Genomic DNA, 19,081 nt, shown 5'->3' with positions numbered 1-19,081 from the left:
ACAAATTTGGGATTTTGGATTTAGAACTAGGGCTGCCATCTAAAATCTAAAATCCTGACATAACAATTTTAGATTAGTGAGATTATGCTAAAAAACACACTCCGCAGGTGGTGGGATCTGCGTCTACAAATTGCTCTTTTAGGTTTAGCTGTAACAGCCGCTTGGGGAGTTCGACAAACACAAGGTGCTGCACTATTTGAAGTTTACAATTGGGTGACTCGTCCGTTTCACGCCAACGGTTCTGGTCAAGAGCAGCTCATCTCGGCGCGCACTCAAGAATTGCAAGCACAGGTATTAGAATTAGAAACTCAAAATCAGAAGCTAAAAGAGCTTGTAGGTTACGTGTCTGCTAAGAAATCTAAAGGGATTGTCGCTCCTATTGTCGGCCGCAGTGCTGACCACTGGTGGCAGCAAGTAACTTTGGGGCGCGGCAGTAATGATGGTATCAAAACAGATTTTACTGTGATGGGCCCGGGCGGTTTAGTAGGTCGGGTTGTCAGCGTTACTCCTAATACTAGCTTGGTGCTGTTAGCTAGCGACCCTACAAGTAAATTGGGTGTGGGAATTACCCGCAGTCGCAACATGGGTTTTATGCACGGTAAAGGCGGAAATCAGGCTGTGATGGAGTTTTTTGATAATGTTCCCAATGTCAAGCCTGGGGATGTGGTTTCAACTTCTTCTTTCAGCCAGTTATTTCCTGCTGGTTTGCCGGTGGGAAAAGTGGTTTCGGTGGATCTGAATAAAACTCCGGCCCCGGAAGCTATTGTTGAGTTTTCTGCACCGATGAATTCTCTGGAATGGGGGGTAGTTTACCCCCACGATAAGCAAGCCGAACTCAAGGCTTCGCAGGGTGAATCTTCTGCACCGTCAGGGGGAGCAAAGCAGCAATGAAGCGTTTACCTCGGATGTCTTCGCGATTGCGCCAATTTCTCAACTTCGGCGTTACATTTGTTTCTGTGATGCTGTGCATATTGATATTGCCCACCCGGATGCCGGGAATGGAATTGTTGGGAATTAGCCCGAATTGGCTGTTAATTTGGTTGGTAGCTTGGAGTATTAAGCGGAAGCGTACAGTTTTGGGAGCTGCTAGCATGGGTATGGCTTTGGGGTTTCTTCAAGATGCGATGACTGCTCCTCATCCCACCCATGCTGTAAGTCTAGTTGTTGTCGGTGTCTTAACTGTTGTTTTGCAGAAAAGCTGGTCGATTCCGGCTGATATTGTTGAGAGAGATCCGATTCCGATCGCCTTAATTGTGTTTGGGATGGCGGTGGTGGCGGAAACGGTGATGGGCCTGCAATTTTTCGCTATGGGCGATCGGGCTTTACTGGACATTTGGAGTTATCACCAGCGTGTGGCTTTGTGTTCTGCTATTCTCAGCAGTCTTTGGGCTCCGGTGATTTATTTTCCCCTCAATCGCTTGTGGGAAATGACAAAGAAATTAGAAAAATCTTAGTCAGTTGACAGTTGACAGTTGACAGTTGACAGTTGACAGTTGACAGTTGACAGTTGGTAGGGGCGGTGCCCCCGTTCCCGCCCCTGACAGGTGTAGGTTTTCCCCTGGCAAAACCCAGCAAATCTAGACAGTGCAAAGGTTTTGGGCTTTTGCCTCTTAAAATCTCAAACTCTTATGGGATAAGGCTTTTACCAAAAAACTACACCCGTCAGCGTGCCCGCCCTCTCTCTCTCTCAGTTGACAGTTGACAGTTAACAGTTGGCAGTTTTCATTAGACCTCTTGCAAAAATCGGAAAACACCCTGAAATTATCTGCGTTTATCTGTGTTTATCTGTCTGAAATCTGCGGTTGAAGGATCGATCGAAGACTTATGCAAGAGGTCTATTAGTTAGCTTAATTGGGGCTTACACACGGGTAGCGAGAAACCGGGTTTTTTACGAAAATACTTCTAATCAGCCCACTGATTCGGTAAAAAACCCGGTTTATAAAATTCGGAATGCGTCCAAGACTGTAGTCAGTCTACTATCACTTGTGGTGCTGAACCTAATAAGTGATGAACGGCAATAATCAAGTCGCTAAGAATGAAATTCGGCTGGTGCTTTTGCAGTTGATAGCGGCTGCGAATGCCGCAGGTAACGGCAATTGTAGGTATTCCCAATGCTTGTCCTGCGAGGATATCTGCTTCGGTATCTCCGATCATCCAAGCCGAGTTCAGGGATGACTCAAATTCTTCTGCAACTTCAGCCAACAATTCAGTTTTTAAGGCTGTATAGTTGTGATATGCAGCATCCGGCATCTGAGTGCCGCGAATGCTGGTAAACAATCTGGCTAAACCGTAATTTTGCAAGAGTTGAACGGCTTGATTTCTCGGCCGCAAGGTGACTAAAATCAGCCGCACGCCGCGAGAATGCAGAAGTGCGATCGCCCATTGTACTCCTGGCTGGATGCGATCTAAGTGCAACAAGTCTGGCTGATTGACAATCCGACTCACGCATCCGAGAAAAATGTGAATTTCTTCTCCCGACAAGCCGGAACTTTTGGCTATTTCAGCATCGGGCACTCGGTTTTGCTTCATTTGCCAAAACTGCTGTTTGCTGAGAATTTGGAGTTTGAGGTTGATTCCTCGCGCGTCGTAGGCTGCTTGAGTGTCGGCTAATCCCTGTTGATAGGTTGTGTAATAGCGATCGGACACATCGACAATAGGCCCGTCTAAATCGCAAAATACGGTCATCCGGGGGGACGAGTCAGCGTCTGATGGTAGCTTGTACTGAAGGTTTTCGGAGTCCGGTGTGACAGCAGTTAACATAAAAGGTTAAGTAAATCTGGGTAGCGATACATTTATTTACTTTAGCAAGAATTGTATAAGTTAGAATAGAAAGATTAAACTTAGATTATTAAGAAAACCTATTTAAATTCGGGATCCTCTTCGAGGGCTGCGCCAACGGGCGATCGGGCATGGAATGGGGCATTAATCTGCCTGCTGACTAATGACTAATGACTACTGACTAATGACTTCTTCATTCTTTTTGCATTTGTTGATGATAGCTGGAGACATTAAACTTTAGACTTAAGTTTTTAGCCATTTGTCCTCATATGCTCAAACACAGCGATTTTGCGCGGAACGTAGAAACCAATCGGGTTCAGGTGCTTTCAGAAGCACTGCCTTACATTCAACAGTTTGCCGGCCGCACGATTGTGGTCAAATACGGCGGCGCGGCAATGAAGGATGGCCGTCTCAAAGAAAAGGTAATCCGAGATATTGTGCTGCTATCCTGCGTGGGGATGCGTCCGGTGGTGGTTCACGGTGGAGGCCCGGAAATTAATATTTGGCTGGAAAAGCTGGGCATTGAGCCGCAATTTAAGGATGGTTTGAGGGTGACTGATGCCGCGACGATGGAAGTCGTGGAGATGGTTTTGGTGGGGAAGGTGAATAAGGAAATTGTTTCGTTAATTAACCAAGCTGGTGGCAAGGCAGTAGGGTTGTGCGGCATTGATGGCAATCTGATTCAAGCTCGTCCAGATGGCCGGGAGGGGATTGGGTTTGTGGGCGAAGTCAGCGGCGTAAAAATCCAGATTTTGGAGTCTTTGGTCAACAGCGGATATATTCCGGTGGTGTCGAGTGTGGCTGCGGACGAAAACGGTCAATCTTACAATATTAATGCTGACACGGTGGCTGGAGAGATTGCGGCTGGTTTGGGAGCAGAAAAGTTAATTCTGATGACTGATACTGCGGGAATTTTGGAGGATTATCACAACCCAGACAGTTTGATTGTGAAGTTAGATATTCAAGAGGCCCGACAGTTAATTGAGTCTGGGATTGTTTCTGGGGGGATGATTCCGAAGGTTAATTGTTGCGTGCGGAGTTTAGCTCAGGGCGTTAAGGCTGCTCATATTATTGATGGTCGCCTGGAACACGCTTTGCTGCAAGAAATTTTCAGCGATTCGGGTATTGGGTCGATGATTGTTGCTTCGGGATACGGTGGGACGAAGTAAAATGTATTGAAGGGCGATCGCACTTTCGGACAATAAGTGCGATCGTCCTTTTTTCAAAACTGTAGCAACCAATAGTCAAATCGCATAAAAGGTGAGTAATTGACTTGCTATACTTAAGGCATCATGCTAGTTTGTAAGTCAGATGAACACGATCGCGATCGCCCTTTCAGATGAACGCCTACTAAAATTACAACAAGTCGCGAACAACTTAAATGTCTCGATAGAAGAGTTAGTTTTAATAGGCATAGAAAACTTACTCGCACAGGAAGAAGTTTCTTCACAAAATACCGCTCAAAATATTCTCAACAAAAATGCTGAAATCTCCCCTGAGATAGTTGAGAAATTTTATGCACTAGCCTCGGATTGGGAGGAAGATGTTGCTGGACTGTCTTCAACTGCCCAAATGTCTCAGCATCCTGCCTATCAGGAAATTATTAGTATGGGAACTCAAATCCTACCGCTGTTGCTATCAGAATTGAAAAAAAATCCTGTTTACTGGTTGTCGGCTTTGGGTGCAATTACGGGTGAAAATCCGATTAAACCAGAACAAAGGGGAAGGATAAAACAGATGGCTTCAGCTTGGATAGAGTGGGGTAGAAATCAAGGCTACGCGATTGAATAGAATGTATAGAATACCAGAATTTGAATTTAAGTGGCCGAATTTGTCTGGCACGGATTATCAAGTTACCAGTCCGAAATCTCAAGAATATAACTGCTTTGCATGGGCTGCTGGGGAAGACGATCGTTGGTGGCAACCGATACCTGAAGAGCAATTTTATTGGCCTGACGGTGTGCCGCAAGAGGAGACTCTAGAAGCGTATATTCAGGCTTATCAAACGCTGGGATATGAAATTTGTAAAGGCGATGGATTAGAAATTGGATATCAGAAAATAGCGATATATGTTAATTCGATCGGTATTCCAACTCATGCAGCTAGACAATTAGCGAATGGTAAGTGGACGAGTAAGCTTGGCTGGTTAGAAGATATTGAACATGAACTCGATGGATTGGTTGGCGACAGGTACGGAATTATCGGTCAAATTCTCAAACGTGCGGTAAATTAGGAAAGGGCGATCGTACTTTGACCAGTCCTCATAGATGCCGACAAACTGACTAATGCAAGCTAAAGATTCGTCTTAAGGCATTTTTTACCTGTCACTGAAGAGTCTGTACATTAGGATATGCCAGAATTTTTGCATCAGCAGTTAGTAACGGACACGCGCAAATTCTCGCAGTTGCCACAATGATTTGATCTGCTGGATCGCGGTGAAAACCGGTGAGTTTAGTTGACTCAACAATGATGGGAATGGTGAGTTCGAGTAGCTGCACTCCGGGATAAGCCAAAGCTTGTTTTAACCACTCATCAACTGTAACTGACAAAGTAAGTCTTCCCATTTCTACTAATTTAGAAACCTCCCAACAAGAAATGATGCTGACTCCTAAACCTTGAGATTGATATTGTTGTATCCAGTCCCGATGTTTCTGAGTCAGTCGTGTGTTATCGTCAACCCACCAAATCCATATATGAGTATCTAGTACAATCATTGTAAGACTTCCCAATCTTCCAACGAAACCGCAGGTTCAAACGGTTCATCATAATGAATGACTGTACCACGCAAAGGATAGAGAAAAGTATTTTTCATGGTTTCATTTACCAAATTTAGATAGCTAATGAATTCTCGATATCCATCCAATTCTGTTTGTTCTTCGGAAGTTAGATTTGATACTTGTTGTTGAGCTGTTAAATTTTTAATTCGTTCCTGGGTTTGAATAGAAGCGCTGAATATTAAGAGTCCGTTGACCAACTCAATGTGGACAGAACCTTCGCTGGGCAAGCTGTTGGGTAAGTGAGGCAGTTTGAGGGGTAAATTAGCAATCATGGCATTAATTGACTATATTTGATGTTGGTTTTTTAATTATACCGATCGCTCTGTTGAATTTGACAGTTGTTGCCATGCTGAAATTATAGAGCGATCGCACTTTCGGACAAAAAGGGCGATCGTACTTTGGGAAAAAGAAACAATTACGCTACACCCAAAACATTATGAGACTGCTTTGAGGTATTGCGTTACTGGCTTCAAATCGATATCATCGTTGGAAGTAAGTATTTTGAATAAATGACTGGGGATGCCTGCTGCAATCAAAGCTTCCATCGCGCGATCGAGCTTTGAGAAGTCTTCATAGATGCCAACAAACTGACTTACGCAAGCTAAAGATTCATCTTTCGGGTCATTGACTCCCGTGTATCTGTACTGAATATCAAAACCTGCTTTTTCGCCAATTTCTTCGATATCCCAGTCTACAAGATTAAGATCGATCGCTTCAACGGCCAGGGCAATATGACCGGGCGGTATGGGGTCAAGAGGCTCGCAGCACCAGCCCTCAGAATGATTCCAGACACTTTGACCAACTGATTCTCTAATTTTCATGTCTTTTCCCTCACTGAAAGTAGCAGCGAAACCCGGCTTTATAGTTAAATAAGCTTAACATTTGAAAGGTGAAAATTAGGTTATGTTAAACTACAACTAGCCAGATGGCGTTTTAGCGTAAGTTATAATCAAGATCGATGTGTCCGGTTAATCTCCCATGACTACACAATCTGCTTCGCGTTATGTCGCACGTCACCCTGGAATCTTGCAAGGGGAACCAATTATCGCAGGAACGAGAACTTCCGTTCGTGCGATCGTGGAATTGTGGCGTTTGGGTATTACTCCTGAAGAAATCCCGATGCACTTACCTCATCTGAAATTAGCTCAAATTTTTGACGCACTGAGCTTTTATTTGGATAACCAGGAAGAAATAAATACTTATATTGAGCGCAATCGAATTCCCGAAGAATTGATTCATCCTGCTGTGAAAGCTGCCATGAAAAAACCGTGAAACTATTTGCAACTATTCATACAGATGAAGATGTTTCTAGGCTCGTAGCGACTTTGCTGCGGGCTAGAGGTTTTGATGTGACGACAACGAGCGAACAGGGAATGTTGAGTCAATTGGATAACCAACAATTGGCTTATGCTGCATCTGTCGATCGATGTTTGCTGACTCACAATCGTGTGGATTTTGAGCGATTACACCTAGAATATATGACAGAAGGACGGGAACATTCTGGAATTATTGTGACTCCTCAAAAGAACGCCTATGAGATTGTCCAATTGAAAATAATTAGGGGGTGAGCAGGAGTTATAATGAAACTACCCAATGGCGATCGGGCTGAAGTTTCTCTGCAAAAGCTAGTCGGCTACTGCTTAAATCCAGAGCATTCTCGCGGAAAACACAAAGCCAGAGTCTTTGCATCGGTTTTGGGAATCACGGCTAATAATGCAGAAGTTTTGCAAGAGCTTATTCAAAAAGCAGCCATTGAAGGTGAAGTTGTCCAAGAAAATACTACTGATTTTGGGCAACAGTTTAAAGTTGATTGGACTGTACCCGATACAGCGGGGATTGAGCTTCGGACAATCTGGGAAATTACTCTGACTAATTCTAACCCTCGTTTGATTTCAGCTTTCTTAAACCATGATAAAAAACTTTAGACTTTTGGATTCTGTGGCGATTCTCAAGCCGGTTTCAAATACGCGATTAACGCTAGTGGAACCGGAATACGAATCTGTTTCTAGTTTGCCAGTAGGACTTGTGGGAACTATTGTCGAAGTGTATGATACGGTTCGGGAATGTCAGTATTTAGTGGAGTTTGCTGATAGTCAAGGGATTGAATATGCTATGGCTATTTTGAAGGCAGATGAAATTTTAGTTCTGCAATATGAACTTGCAGTTGCTTAGGAATGTGAGGGGAATAGAAGTTCGATAAGGGCGATCGCACTTTGACGAGTCTTCATAGATGCCGACAAACTGAGTGACGCAAGCTAAAGATTCATCTTTAGGGTCATTCACTCCCGTGTATCTGTCGCCCATTGATGGAGTTTCAGTGCTACACTAAAATTACAGCATTGTTCGGTGGCAATTGCGTCATACCCTACTTGCACGAGGAAAATACATGGTAACTACGCTCGAAATTGACAAAACTCTTCTTCAAGAAGCCCTTGATTTGAGTAACCATCCAACACCTACTACATTAATCGAAGCGGCTTTACGCGAGTACATCCAACGTCGCAAACAATTAAAAATATTAGAATTGTTTGGTACTATTGAATACGATGAAAATTATAACTACAAGGAACAGCGACAAACAACATGAATGTTCTTGTTGATAGTTCCGTTTGGTCGCTGGCATTGCGGCGCAACACAACAAATGATGCGATCGCGATCGTTAAAGTCCTACGCGATTTGATTGCAGATGGACGAGTTGTTTTACTGGGGGCTATTCGTCAGGAGGTGCTTTCTGGGGTACGCTACAAGGAACAGTTTACTCGATTGCAAGAGTATCTTCGTGCTTTTCCTGATTTAGAGCTAACAACTGAAGATTATGAGTTAGCCGCAGAGTTTTTCAATACCTGTCGCAGTAATGGTGTTCAGGGTTCAAATACTGATTTTCTGCTATGTGCTGTTGCTCATCGTCGCGGCTACAGCATTTTGACTACTGATAAAGATTTTGAGAATTTCCGATCGCACATTCCTGTCGTATTACTATGAGGGTGATTTCTCAGTTTATATCTTAACTTAAAGATGCCGATCGCAGTTTGGGAAAATAAAGGCGATCGCACTTTCGGACAATAAGGGCGATCGCCCTTTGACCAGTCCTCCTAGATGCCGACACTGAAAGTAGCATCGCACTTTGCAAAAAAGAGCATCGCCCCTAAGAAGAAAAGGGGCGATACCAGTACATTTCAAAATGGAATAAGGGAAATTAGTGAATCAGGCAACGAAAAGTCAGGAGGCACAAACACGGGCGTATCTGGTCGAGTTACAGGCGTAGGCGTACTCTGAAGAGGTGGCTGATTAGCTAAAAAATTTGCAGTTGTGATACTGGAAGCCTGAACATTATTCAGTTGGGCTAATTGTTCACCTGTACTTTTCACAGTAAGGAGAGTATTCGCACCTGCGATTTGAATCAAGATGTCACTGATATTTACATCGGCTGGAACTTGGATGAAATCAGTCGTATTGTCAAAGTCGGTGATGATGTCTAAACCGCCACCTATAGACAGGGCAAAGGTATCATTTCCCTGTCCGCCAGTGAGAGTATCAATGCCCCTGTCACCTGAGAGAAAATCATCGCCTGCACCACCAAACAGTTGATCGTTGCCTTTGCCACCAAATAAAGTGTCGTTTCCCTCTCCACCTGAAATGCTATCTTGACCCTCGTTTCCCAGAATTAGTTCGCTGATGGTAGAGCCTGTAACTGTATCATTGCCACCTCGAAGCCAGACACCGCCAGGAATATTTGTTAGTAGTACAGGGGATAATTCGATCGATTCTGCGGTGTTATCGCCGAACAAGCGAAATATATCATTATCATTGATAAATCTTAATGCCATCGTTATTTGTTCTCAAAAGTGAAGTTTACTGGAACCAGAATTGGATTTTATGGGAATGAAGTTGAGAGTAATCGCTTGTAATACAAAATGAGCGATTGCTTAGTAAACGTACATTTTCCCAGATTCCATTAAGGTTAACTTGATGCCTTAAGAATTCCAGATAACTCGACCATTACCATTAGAATCTATATAAGATAAACTGTTAATGCGAGGTTTTTTTTCCTCCATTAAGTCTGCGGATATAACACCCTCATGAGCCCGCTCAAATTTAAATTGAGAAGACCATACATTACCTATGTTATCAACTCGGTCAAAATCGACAAGAGATGGAAAAGTTAACTTCTGATCGGACTGGTTTTTTGACATCACATAATTGAAAACTCCAGCGACACCTTTGTGATAAGCTGCTGTTCGTTGTGGAGTAGCAAAATTGGCTCCTGGATAACCTCTAAAACTAACTATATAGGAATAGTCGGCACTCGCAGCTTTGTCATTATCACCTGCTAAGCCTCCCGCCGCATCAGAAGCAACTAATGCAATAGATTTAGTAGCGACAGCACTAAAATCTACTGCTCTATCATCTCCTGGATTATTTCCATCAATATCGTAACTTCGATCGTCAGTGCCACCAGGCCAAGCAGGATCGAGTGCAACAAGCTCCTTCACTTTTCCTCCTATTCTTCCTATCTCAGAGGCAACGTAAGAGCCTAAACTATGACCTAATAGAATAGTTTTTTCAGGATCTATTCCTAACTCTTTTAACCTCTTCGTAGCCCAGTCAGCAACTGGCCTGATCCGCTTCGCAGCGTCGTAAGGAGGAGTAAAAATCGCACCATCGTTTGCTGCTTCCTTCCAGTCTAAGTGAAGTACCTGAGAGTTTGGGTAATACTGACTCTCTGCTGCTGTTGTTGCTAATGTAGTTATATCGGTATCTTCAGAACCAGTACCACGACCATGAATCACTACAACGGTGTCTTTGTTGGGGTCAATATTGCCACTATTCGCTGTCTCAATTTTAGGTATCCCAATTTTCTCACCTTTACTATAAAGCGATAAATTGACATCAAATGAACGATTCTCTACAGAGATACTATCTTTTTTCCAAGAGATATTTACACCAGCATCACCAGTATTTTCACGATGAAGAAACCCCACGTCATACGAACCATTCTGAGTGGGACTCCAACTATAATTTTTAAAGATTCCGTTGGGAAATGTCTGCAATTCAGGAGGGCTGATAAATTTCCAAGAGTCTGTGTCATTTTTTTTAACAGCTATTACGATTTCATCATCTGCACTGACTCTAAAATTGTAATTCCGACCAGCTTCAAAAATGTCTGTGGTATAACCAAACGTAACAAAATTGTCTAGTTGTTCAATAATATCAGTGTTAGGTATCGAGAAAGGTGATCCTTTGCCCCAATTGATATCAATACCATTTTTGTCATCAGATCGATTTCCATTCTGATAGATGATTTGATCGGGTTTTCCGTTAAAGTCCCGGTTTTTCCAGCTCGCAAGAACCCACCCCTGCTGGCTCATTTCTATTGTGGTATGTTCACCAGATAGAACAACATTTGCTGTATCGTCTTTACCCTTCAACGCCTGAAGCTCACCCTGAGTCAACTCCTTACCCTGAACAACAGCCGCAAAAATCGCCCCCTCATCTCCCGGTGAATCCGTAACATTCAACCGCGCATCAACAGAGTGCCCGATTTCTTCCAGCAACACATCCGCAACCGCCGCCGGATTCGCCGCATTCTGAGTCAAAAATTCCTTCGATAAATAAATCGTATCCGTCGCCGCAGCAAAAGCCCCATTCGCCCCATCAATCTCAGCAGACGAGACAACTTTCACTGGCGGAATATCGCTAAAATCTCCCTGAAACCATCCTTCAGCTAAGGCTTTCGCACCCGCAGCATCCCAGTTTTCCCCAAAAGCCACATTCATCTTCGCCGCAAAATCTGGATCGGCTGCAAACTTACTCAAATCCCCATAGACTTCGGACATCGCCTGACCTGTTAGCAAATCGATCGAGCTATCCGGTAAACTGCTGTTGGAGTCGGTGCTCACTGCACTAGCCATCCGGGTTAGCGAAGCGTCAGGCAAGATGATATTGTCATAGGCTTCTGGCGTTAAAGTCGGGAGATTAACTTCCTCACCGACACCCCCGGTTAGGACGCGGTTAGCATCTAGCTGCGGGATAATAGCCTTAGTCGGTTCTAGGCTGGCATTCCAAGGAGCGATCGCACTTTCATTATTAAATTCAGGCGTGAAAAAATTAGACACGTTAATACCCATTCCCCGTGTTGATTCGAGACAAGTACATACACTTGCCGCGCGTTTGCTGAGATTAAATAAACAAATTGTTCTAACAGCCGATCGGCCGATCGCCCGAATGCACCCTAAGCCCCGATGAACCGCAACAGTAGCGGTACTTCTAAAGCTCTATTTATCTATCAGGCTCAGTCCGCAAGTTTTATGCAAAATACTGTGTTTTTGTTACAAAACTTTACTTACTGCCGTCAGACCTTGGCAGATAGTAGCTTTGAGGTTCGTTGCAGCGATCGCGCCCATTGTTGAATCTGAGTATTTCTACTCGGCGTCTCACCGCTTAAACAAACTTAACAATCTCTGATGTATTTAACATTACTCCATATAAAATAAAAAGTCAACTAACGAACATTAGCAATTTCGGTTATGCTAGCGTTAGCTAAATATCACAAAATCTGAAAATGGCACAAAAAGAAGACTTATTTGCCGAAGCAGCCCAAAACTGGGACTTAGAAAGGCTTTACGAAGCTTTCGCAGAAGCTAAACGGCAAATCTCACCCCGATCGCGCAGAGGACTCACAGACACTGAAAAGCTTTATCTCCGAGGACTACTTTCCGGTTGCAGTCCCGCCGAAATAGCTAAAAAAATGTTTCAGACTCCGAAAAGTGCAGAGGTTTATCTGTGTAAGACTTTATACCAATATGTTAAAAAACTGGCAGATTTACCGAACGAACCAGTGGGAAATTGGAGAAATGTTTGCGATCGGCTAGAGGAAGGAGGATTTAAAGTTCAGTCGTCAGCACAATTTAAAGTTAATAATTCTTTGCCGACAGAAGCATTAGTAAAAATAGTTAATATAGGTTGGCTTGAACAAAGTACAATATCGATGGATATCAATATTCAGTTAACATTCCCTTCAACTTCAGAAACTCCAAAAAAAGAAGACTTAGATAAAAACGGTTAGATGTGCGATCGCACAACCCAAACAAATCCCACAAATCAACCCTCTCTTCTCTTAGTCCGCGGAGGCGGACATCGTTTGTATAGCCGCGGTTTCAACCGCCGAGGCTTCCTCGCTACGCGCGGTTTCAACCGCCGAGGCTTCGTTGATCTACGCGCGGTTTCAACCGCCGAGGCTTCGTTGATCTACGCGCGGTTTCAACCGCCGAGGCTTCCTTGATTTACGCGCGGTTTCAACCGCCGAGGCTTCCTTGATCTACTATCCAAAACATCAAGAATCGCCCGATCGCACTTCCTCAAAATCTTCAGCATCCGCCGGCAAACCAGAACCCTCGCCATTCCTCAACCGTGGCGATTCGCCATTACCCGCACCCGCAGCGTAACCCCCAGAATACCTGTCATCCAAACCCGAATCCCTCAGCGAAATCGCGCTTCTTTGACTCTGCGACAATCGATCAGATCGGCGATTTGTCCCAGAAATCGGCGGCTTCCGAGTTAAAGTTTTCCAAGCAGCCTTAATCCCCGTCACCACGCTGCGAGTTGTCACCTGCACATTTTGCGCCTGCTTCTTCGCGCTACCAATACTGCGATCGACCTGTTTGACAACCTCCCCCGCACTTTGCACCCCATCGCTGACATCATCCGTCAACTCGCTAATTTCCAGCCCCGTCAACCGAATCGCCTCCAAAGTTGGCGGAAACTCGCGCGCAAGCGTGTCAGCGAGCTTTTCCACGCTGCGCGCCGCCCGCGTCAATGCTTGCACCGCAGGTATCAGAGTCACTAAAACAGCAGTTAAGCTAACCGCCACTAGCAAAATCGAAAGTCCTAGCCAAAATAAGGGATCGCTCACTTGAATCTCGGATTTGGGGTTTGGGAATTCATAGGCTGCTGTGGATTTAATTTTACAGTCAATGTGTCATGAAATTCTTGTGGGATGGGCATCTTGCCCGTCCCGAAGGCTGAATATTCTTGTGGGATGGGCATCTTGCCCGTCCCAAACAGCAATGAATAATGGCTGAAAGTGGTCGAGTTAGCGGGCGGGAGGGCGCGACGGGGGAGTCACTTCGACTTCAGTTTCCGACAGCGTTTGACGTTCCCGCTGAGTCGCTTCTAAACCGGCGGCGATCGCCTCCTTCAATCTAACCAAAGTTTCGTCCCAATTTCGCAGTGCAGTCTCCGAAAGTCGATCGGCTTGCAATTGGACGCTAGTCGATAAATCCTCCGCCAACTCCGGCAAAGCATCGGCCGATTTTTTCAATATCTGCCGCGTCTCCTTGCCCGTTCGCGGTGCCATCAGCAAGCCAGTCACGGCCCCGATCGCCGAACCCACCAACAGACCGCCAATAAATAATCCCGAACGTTTACTTGACATTTTTATAACTTCTCTCCATACAACTTTAGGATACCTTACCTCAAAGGTCGTGAAGCGAAGCTATCCCGTAGGGAATCGCGCCTGAGCCAAAGCATCCGCCCCAAACCCAGCAATCCCAAAAGTTGCTGAACCTGTTGCAGTTGCGATTCCAGTTGTTGATAATCCCGGCGTAATTGGTGAGCACCTTGCTGCCTTTTTGCAAAGAAATTCGGCGATTTTGCGAGGACATTGCTGCTACAGCGCTCGATTGCTGCGATCCGAACTTCAAAACGCGCGATCGTCCGTCTGATTTTCCACACTCTCGCAGCTATATAAAAACCGATCACAGATATCATTAAATTGATAATTACAACAGCCGTCAGCATTTCTTACCTATTTTCAATTATTAACATATTCCGCTGTTTTTGGCGAAATTATAGCCCTATGTTGTAGCGACACAGCAGTGTTCATTAGTGTCAAATCAAGTCTGAAGCCTGAGAAATCTCGCTTTTATCTGAGGCAAGATCCCCCTAAATCCCCCTTAATAAGGGGGACTTTGATAACTTCCTGTCCCCCCCTTCTTAAGGGGGGCTAGGGGGGATCAGGCCTTAATCGTCAGACAGCAAATCTGCACTACGTCTTATCTTAAATTGACACCAACGAACATGATTGTGTCCCCATCAATCGGGATAAAACCTCAAGCCTGAGACATCGCCGGCAAACAAACCTTAGTACCGCCCAAACCGCAATAACCGTTCGGGTTTTTAGCAAGATACTGCTGGTGATAGCTTTCCGCGTAATAAAACTCAGGAGCATCAATAATTTCAGTCGTAATCTTACCGTAACCAGCAGGCGTCAAAGCTGTCTGGTAAGCATCACGCGAAGCCTCAGCTAGCTGCTTGTGGCTGGCTGAATACGTGTAAATGCCCGATCGATATTGAGTACCCGAATCATTACCCTGCCGCATTCCCTGAGTCGGATTGTGGCTTTCCCAAAAAACCTTTAGCAGCGTTTCGTAACTAATTACTTTCGGATCGAACACAACCAAAACAACTTCATTATGTCCCGTCATCCCGCTGCAAACTTCATTGTAAGTAGGATTCGGAGTAATCCCCGCAGCGTAGCCAACCGCAGTCGAAAAAACACCTTTTTCCTGCCAAAATTTGCGTTCCGCGCCCCAAAAACAGCCCAGGCCAAACATCGCAGTTTCCATGCCGTTTGGAAACGGAGGCTTGAGGGGATTGCCATTAACAAAGTGAGTTGCCGGTATCGGCATCAACTCTGCCCGTCCCGGCAATGCGTCTTGGGGAGACGGCAGACTCGACTTTTTGCCAAATCCAAATAGCGCCATAAGTTTGTGAGGAGATCTCTGATAAACGTCTTTACCTTACTTAATAATATCAGATTTTTGCGGAAAATAGTCGGCCTTTTGAAGATAGACGATAAAAGGCACGAGGCAGAATTGTTTTTCGGAGTTTTTTTGTGATATCGCTCACTATAAATGAATTTTTCAATCACACTACATAGTGCTATCTGTCACCATAAAATGCCTGAAATATCACCTGTTGTTGAGGCAACAATCACCCGGATATTCTGCAAAACAGGCGATCATTAAAAGTATGGCGTTGTAGAATTATTCAATACGATTTATTTGGAGTGTGTAGAAATGGCAGCTAAACCTTGCAATAAACCTTTAAAATCCAACCACAGCTAGCACTGGCTTGAGATTTTTTATTGATTTTATCTTGAAATCAAGAATGTTTGGCAACTTGTTGGGTGGCTCAGCTTAGAGGTTTTCGAGGATTCAGGAAATCAAATTATACCAATTTGCCAAATTAATGCAAGAGTATATGCAGGGTGTGGATTCATCCACAATCTCTAAAAAAGAGTAAAAATCGGTGGGGCGACGCACCTTACACATTGGGTAAACTAAACAACCCTCCGTTTCACTCCGCCCAACAATTTTATAGTTGCCACATTTTTTCTAAATGGTATCATATCATATCACTCAATTATCCTTAGTAAAATTTTTTGTAGTGAGGAATTTAGTTCTCTTGAAATTATGCGGACTTAAGTCCTCACTACGAACCTATTTGAGTGTTTTTATTCGAGAGCTGATGCACCCTAATTTTCAGCAATGCTCAAATACCGATAGAGATATTCCGAAATTATTCCGTGCAAAAACAAGTCTCGTGCTGCATTAAACGGACTGTTTGGTGCTAGGGGATGGCGGTTGACAATTACATGATTCCAGTCGTGATTTCCGGTAATCTCGCTGACGTAGACTCCGAAGTTTTCATCTAACTGAAGCGACATTACTGCTCGCGCAAATTCGTCGCTAGTCAAACAGAGAGAATAAAATACTTTAAACAATTCGATCGCAGATTCTAAATCCAAAATCCTCAGCCACCTCGGTCTTTCAAAATCTATTGCAACTGTTACAGGTTGAATGCTATCATAATTAATTCCGCGTTTTTGGACAAGCTGCAACCAGTTGGGATTTGTCAGTATGGCCTGGTTGTAATCCCAGACAAAGTTATAGAGAATTAAATCGTGTTCGAGAAAGGCATTTTCTGCTAAATCGCTAACTGTACGCGGATAAAGTTTTGACTTTTCAATCTGGGTGTCCGGGCCGTTATCAATTAAGAAGTTGATAATGTTGGAACCGATGCTGATGTGCCGCACAATTAAATAACAAGCTTCGGGCGAGACAAAGTTATTTAGGAAAAATGCAGCCGATTTGTGCATTAAAGTGTAAGCACGAAATTGAAACGGCAACAAACGCTTTGCGATCATAATTACCGCTAGCAACAAGTTAGCAATTATTTTGATCGGGATGAGCAAATAATTGCGAGTCCAGTTTTGCAAATCCCGCATCATATATGCTTTTGCAACTAAATCGACGGGAATTGACCGATCGCAAAACAGGACATCCCAAACATTCGGATCTCGGCGGTTGTACGGTTTGGTAGCGTAAGGGACTTTCTGCTCGTCGGGAAGAGTTTTGATATCTTGTTTTTGCAGCTTTTGCATTAGCGGATTTCCTCCAATTGCAATAGATATAAACGAGCAGTGACGCGGGCGGTTTTGACAATACGACGGGCGATGTCCTCTGTCATCCATTCGGCATTAATCAAATTTTCTAATTTGGCTAAATGCGACTCGTCATTAGCTCCGTGATAAGCTAAAAACGATACTTGTTCGTCTTGCAAACCGAGAGTTTCTTTGATTTCTTTTGCCCACTTTCCCGCCAACCGATTTCCCAATCCTTCGATAATAAACATACTACCAATTAAATCAACCGGATTTTCCCGCGATGCTTGGTGGAAGATAAAAGCTGACAGTGCTTCGCTGCCAATATTCTTATCATATTCGACAATTTTTGACAACTCGCCGCCGACAGAAACATAATTCCGTTCGAGCATTTGATAGTCGCGGTGTTCGTCTTGGGCGTGTCCTATAAAAGTCGATCGCAAACGAAAGTCAGTCATGTTAGAAGCAGCCCGAGCAATCCAGCGCGCTCCCTCGACAACTTGCGGGCGGAGATTGCACAGCAAAGCTTGATAGTCTTCTATTGTAAACTCTCCCCGGTACAATTTGCGGACAATGGGAACGGAACGAATTTCGCGATCGAATCTCAGCCAAATCCAGGCTAACTCCCGCAACAAATAAGCTTGCGGAGAGTAAAACATTTCCGGTTTAACACTTTCGAGAGGCGAAGCTTCGGGAACATCAAGGGATTGAAAACTTTGAGAAGTCATAGATTTATTAGTGTTTTCCACAACAGTTAACATCATGTAAGCCGTTGTGAAGCGACCGCTTTCCGGAACAAAACAAAATATTTTTTGTCCCGGCTGCAATTTGCCAGAGTTGAACAATTCCTCTAACATTAAATAAATCGCTGCACAGCCTGTATTTCCCCGCGAGTACAAGTTAGTAAACCATTTTTCTTCGGGAATCATGCAGCCTGCTTGTTCCAAAAGTTCGACAATTTGTCCCCGGAAAAAGTGAGACGAATAGTGGCACAGCAGCCAGTCAATTTCCTGCGGACAAACTCTCCCTGATTTAATCAAGCCCAGCCAACCTTCAACGCCTAATTTCATTACATTGTCTAGCAAGCGAATATTTTGCCGCAAGTCAAAGGCTCCGGCTGTGGCTGCATCGAGGTAGGATGAATAATCTAACCAGCTTTTGGTTGATGTTTCGTTTGCTAATCCTGAATACATACAAACTGGATAGGCGTTGGCGTGGGAAATCAATTCAATCCATTCTATTTTTAAGCTAATTCCTGAGGCATTCGGATGGTTTTGGAGCAAAAATGCTCCGGCGCCGTCGGATAGCATCCAACGCAGAAATTCTGTATCGAAAGGTAGGGGTTTTCCGGCTTGGACTGATGTTTCTACTTCAAATTTGCTGTTTTTGAACAGGCGCGAGGGAAATTCGGAGGCTACGGCGATTGCTGTTTGTTTTTTGCCGAGTTCGAGTTGAGATGTGGCGTAGTTTAAGGCGGTAACTCCCGCACAGCAAACTCCTTGAGTTGAAACTATTTCTAGGGGAGATAATTCGGAAAGTTCCCCATGTACTGTGCTGGCAAATCCTGGTACTAATAAGTCTGGTAAAGTGGTGGCGCAGGCTAATAAGTCGATCGCCCCTGGTTCCAGATTTGCCTGGGCGATCGCGTCCCGGACAGCAAAAGCCGCCATTTGGCTGTTAGAATACAGTGTTTGCTGCTGTTTGTCGATCGCGTAATAGCGCTGTTTAATCCCGTTACTGTTGAGAATGCGCTGTCTGACTCTCGAAGGGCGATCGGCAATTTTGCCTAGATACTCCTCCATCTCATCATTATTAATCGCTTCTCCCGGCAAAAATTTCCCAATCCGATTGATATAAGCGCTGTGCATACCCTAAACCTCTCAAAATACTAATTTAGTCGAGTTCGTTGTTTGTTAAGTAAGTAAGTAAGTAAGTGAGTGTAAATCAATTTAACCAGAAAGAATTGGTTGAAAGCCCGCCCGATCGGGAGAAATTAAAATCAGACTATTCATTACTCCAATCCTCGGACTTAAGGGTAGAGGCCGCTCTCAAACTGTCAACTGTCAACTGTCAACTGTCA

General features: G+C 44.3%; 25 protein-coding genes. 12 read left to right on the top strand and 13 right to left on the bottom strand.

Annotation, left to right across the window (positions count from 1 at the left end; genetic code table 11):
• Window positions 1–84 precede the first annotated feature (84 nt).
• Window positions 85–891: a rod shape-determining protein MreC gene (mreC, locus tag JGK36_RS19705; protein ID WP_293181836.1), complete on the top strand. Its 807-nt coding sequence runs from the start codon at window positions 85–87 to the stop codon at window positions 889–891.
• Window positions 888–1,454, top strand: coding sequence for a rod shape-determining protein MreD (gene mreD, locus JGK36_RS19700; protein WP_293181838.1), 567 nt, complete (start codon window positions 888–890; stop codon window positions 1,452–1,454). Before mreC ends, mreD begins: the two co-directional genes overlap by 4 nt.
• A 514-nt stretch (window positions 1,455–1,968) precedes the next feature.
• Here the strand turns inward: mreD and JGK36_RS19695 are convergent.
• Window positions 1,969–2,760 carry an HAD family hydrolase gene (locus tag JGK36_RS19695; RefSeq protein WP_293197427.1) on the bottom strand — a complete coding sequence of 264 codons (792 nt, stop codon included), beginning with the start codon at window positions 2,758–2,760 and terminating at the stop codon, window positions 1,969–1,971.
• A 287-nt stretch (window positions 2,761–3,047) separates the two neighbouring features.
• Between JGK36_RS19695 and argB the strand changes: the two genes are divergently transcribed.
• From argB to JGK36_RS19680, 3 genes are all read left to right on the top strand, one after another.
• Window positions 3,048–3,947 (top strand): acetylglutamate kinase, encoded by a 900-nt coding sequence (gene argB, locus JGK36_RS19690; RefSeq protein ID WP_293181842.1) that lies wholly within the window; start codon window positions 3,048–3,050, stop codon window positions 3,945–3,947.
• Between the two features lie 142 nt (window positions 3,948–4,089).
• Window positions 4,090–4,569, top strand: coding sequence for a hypothetical protein (locus JGK36_RS19685; protein ID WP_293181844.1), 480 nt, complete (start codon window positions 4,090–4,092; stop codon window positions 4,567–4,569).
• A 1-nt stretch (window position 4,570) separates the two neighbouring features.
• The gene (locus tag JGK36_RS19680) at window positions 4,571–5,011 is read left to right on the top strand and encodes a hypothetical protein (RefSeq protein ID WP_293181846.1); all 441 of its coding nucleotides are present in this window, start codon (window positions 4,571–4,573) and stop codon (window positions 5,009–5,011) included.
• Window positions 5,012–5,102: 91 nt separating this feature from the next.
• Here the strand turns inward: JGK36_RS19680 and JGK36_RS19675 are convergent, their stop codons facing one another.
• The 3 genes from JGK36_RS19675 to JGK36_RS19665 form a co-directional block, all read right to left on the bottom strand.
• Window positions 5,103–5,492, bottom strand: coding sequence for a type II toxin-antitoxin system VapC family toxin (locus JGK36_RS19675; RefSeq protein WP_293181848.1), 390 nt, complete (start codon window positions 5,490–5,492; stop codon window positions 5,103–5,105).
• Window positions 5,489–5,827 (bottom strand): hypothetical protein, encoded by a 339-nt coding sequence (locus tag JGK36_RS19670; protein WP_293181850.1) that lies wholly within the window; start codon window positions 5,825–5,827, stop codon window positions 5,489–5,491. The genes JGK36_RS19675 and JGK36_RS19670 overlap by 4 nt, the downstream gene beginning before the upstream one ends.
• A 162-nt stretch (window positions 5,828–5,989) precedes the next feature.
• Window positions 5,990–6,376: a hypothetical protein gene (locus JGK36_RS19665; RefSeq protein WP_293181852.1), complete on the bottom strand. Its 387-nt coding sequence runs from the start codon at window positions 6,374–6,376 to the stop codon at window positions 5,990–5,992.
• Between the two features lie 157 nt (window positions 6,377–6,533).
• On the opposite strand from JGK36_RS19665, the gene JGK36_RS19660 reads away from it, so the two are divergent.
• Genes JGK36_RS19660 through JGK36_RS19645 form a run of 4 tightly spaced genes read left to right on the top strand, consistent with a single transcriptional unit; the run spans window position 6,534 to window position 7,727 of the window.
• Window positions 6,534–6,827, top strand: coding sequence for a DUF433 domain-containing protein (locus tag JGK36_RS19660; RefSeq protein WP_293181854.1), 294 nt, complete (start codon window positions 6,534–6,536; stop codon window positions 6,825–6,827).
• Window positions 6,824–7,123, top strand: a complete 300-nt coding sequence (locus tag JGK36_RS19655) for a DUF5615 family PIN-like protein (RefSeq protein WP_293181856.1) — start codon at window positions 6,824–6,826, stop codon at window positions 7,121–7,123. The genes JGK36_RS19660 and JGK36_RS19655 overlap by 4 nt, the downstream gene beginning before the upstream one ends.
• Before the next feature lie 12 nt (window positions 7,124–7,135).
• The gene (locus tag JGK36_RS19650) at window positions 7,136–7,480 is read left to right on the top strand and encodes a DUF6883 domain-containing protein (protein ID WP_293181858.1); all 345 of its coding nucleotides are present in this window, start codon (window positions 7,136–7,138) and stop codon (window positions 7,478–7,480) included.
• A complete protein-coding gene (locus JGK36_RS19645; protein WP_293181861.1) occupies window positions 7,464–7,727 on the top strand; it encodes a DUF4926 domain-containing protein in 264 nt (87 codons plus the stop codon). The genes JGK36_RS19650 and JGK36_RS19645 overlap by 17 nt, the downstream gene beginning before the upstream one ends.
• Here the strand turns inward: JGK36_RS19645 and JGK36_RS19640 are convergent.
• Entirely contained in the window at window positions 7,695–7,859 is a 165-nt protein-coding gene (locus JGK36_RS19640) for a hypothetical protein (protein WP_293181863.1), read from the bottom strand. The genes JGK36_RS19645 and JGK36_RS19640 overlap by 33 nt on opposite strands.
• 82 nt (window positions 7,860–7,941) lie before the next feature.
• Here JGK36_RS19640 and JGK36_RS19635 point away from each other — a divergent pair, with 82 nt between their 5' ends.
• Both JGK36_RS19635 and JGK36_RS19630 read left to right on the top strand, forming a co-directional pair.
• Window positions 7,942–8,142 (top strand): type II toxin-antitoxin system VapB family antitoxin, encoded by a 201-nt coding sequence (locus tag JGK36_RS19635; RefSeq protein ID WP_293181865.1) that lies wholly within the window; start codon window positions 7,942–7,944, stop codon window positions 8,140–8,142.
• Entirely contained in the window at window positions 8,139–8,537 is a 399-nt protein-coding gene (locus JGK36_RS19630; RefSeq protein ID WP_293197425.1) for a PIN domain-containing protein, read from the top strand. The genes JGK36_RS19635 and JGK36_RS19630 overlap by 4 nt, the downstream gene beginning before the upstream one ends.
• Window positions 8,538–8,731: 194 nt before the next feature.
• Here the strand turns inward: JGK36_RS19630 and JGK36_RS19625 are convergent, their stop codons facing one another.
• Both JGK36_RS19625 and JGK36_RS19620 read right to left on the bottom strand, forming a co-directional pair.
• A complete protein-coding gene (locus tag JGK36_RS19625) occupies window positions 8,732–9,382 on the bottom strand; it encodes a hypothetical protein (RefSeq protein ID WP_293197423.1) in 651 nt (216 codons plus the stop codon).
• Between the two features lie 147 nt (window positions 9,383–9,529).
• Window positions 9,530–11,683, bottom strand: coding sequence for an alpha/beta fold hydrolase (locus JGK36_RS19620; protein ID WP_293197421.1), 2,154 nt, complete (start codon window positions 11,681–11,683; stop codon window positions 9,530–9,532).
• 434 nt (window positions 11,684–12,117) lie between these two features.
• Here JGK36_RS19620 and JGK36_RS19615 point away from each other — a divergent pair, with 434 nt between their 5' ends.
• A complete protein-coding gene (locus JGK36_RS19615; RefSeq protein WP_293197419.1) occupies window positions 12,118–12,621 on the top strand; it encodes a DNA-binding response regulator in 504 nt (167 codons plus the stop codon).
• 267 nt (window positions 12,622–12,888) lie between these two features.
• Here JGK36_RS19615 and JGK36_RS19610 read toward each other — a convergent pair whose 3' ends face one another.
• From JGK36_RS19610 to JGK36_RS19585, 6 genes are all read right to left on the bottom strand, one after another.
• A complete protein-coding gene (locus JGK36_RS19610; RefSeq protein WP_293197417.1) occupies window positions 12,889–13,467 on the bottom strand; it encodes a DUF948 domain-containing protein in 579 nt (192 codons plus the stop codon).
• Window positions 13,468–13,647: 180 nt separating this feature from the next.
• On the bottom strand, window positions 13,648–13,989 hold the full coding sequence (locus JGK36_RS19605; RefSeq protein WP_293191667.1) for a YtxH domain-containing protein: 342 nt from the start codon (window positions 13,987–13,989) through the stop codon (window positions 13,648–13,650).
• 35 nt (window positions 13,990–14,024) lie between these two features.
• Window positions 14,025–14,354: a hypothetical protein gene (locus JGK36_RS19600; protein ID WP_293181879.1), complete on the bottom strand. Its 330-nt coding sequence runs from the start codon at window positions 14,352–14,354 to the stop codon at window positions 14,025–14,027.
• Window positions 14,355–14,665: 311 nt separating this feature from the next.
• Entirely contained in the window at window positions 14,666–15,319 is a 654-nt protein-coding gene (gene msrA / locus JGK36_RS19595) for a peptide-methionine (S)-S-oxide reductase MsrA (RefSeq protein ID WP_293181881.1), read from the bottom strand.
• 773 nt (window positions 15,320–16,092) lie between these two features.
• On the bottom strand, window positions 16,093–17,001 hold the full coding sequence (locus JGK36_RS19590) for a hypothetical protein (protein ID WP_293201064.1): 909 nt from the start codon (window positions 16,999–17,001) through the stop codon (window positions 16,093–16,095).
• Window positions 17,001–18,869 carry a 3-oxoacyl-[acyl-carrier-protein] synthase III C-terminal domain-containing protein gene (locus tag JGK36_RS19585; protein ID WP_293197413.1) on the bottom strand — a complete coding sequence of 623 codons (1,869 nt, stop codon included), beginning with the start codon at window positions 18,867–18,869 and terminating at the stop codon, window positions 17,001–17,003. Before JGK36_RS19585 ends, JGK36_RS19590 begins: the two co-directional genes overlap by 1 nt.
• Window positions 18,870–19,081: the final 212 nt, after the last annotated feature.

It is taken from the genome of Microcoleus sp. PH2017_35_SFW_U_B (assembly GCF_020737865.1).
GTDB lineage: Bacteria > Cyanobacteriota > Cyanobacteriia > Cyanobacteriales > Microcoleaceae > Microcoleus.
Note: the sequence above shows the minus strand (reverse complement) of the source record. Positions and strands in the feature narration are given on the sequence as shown.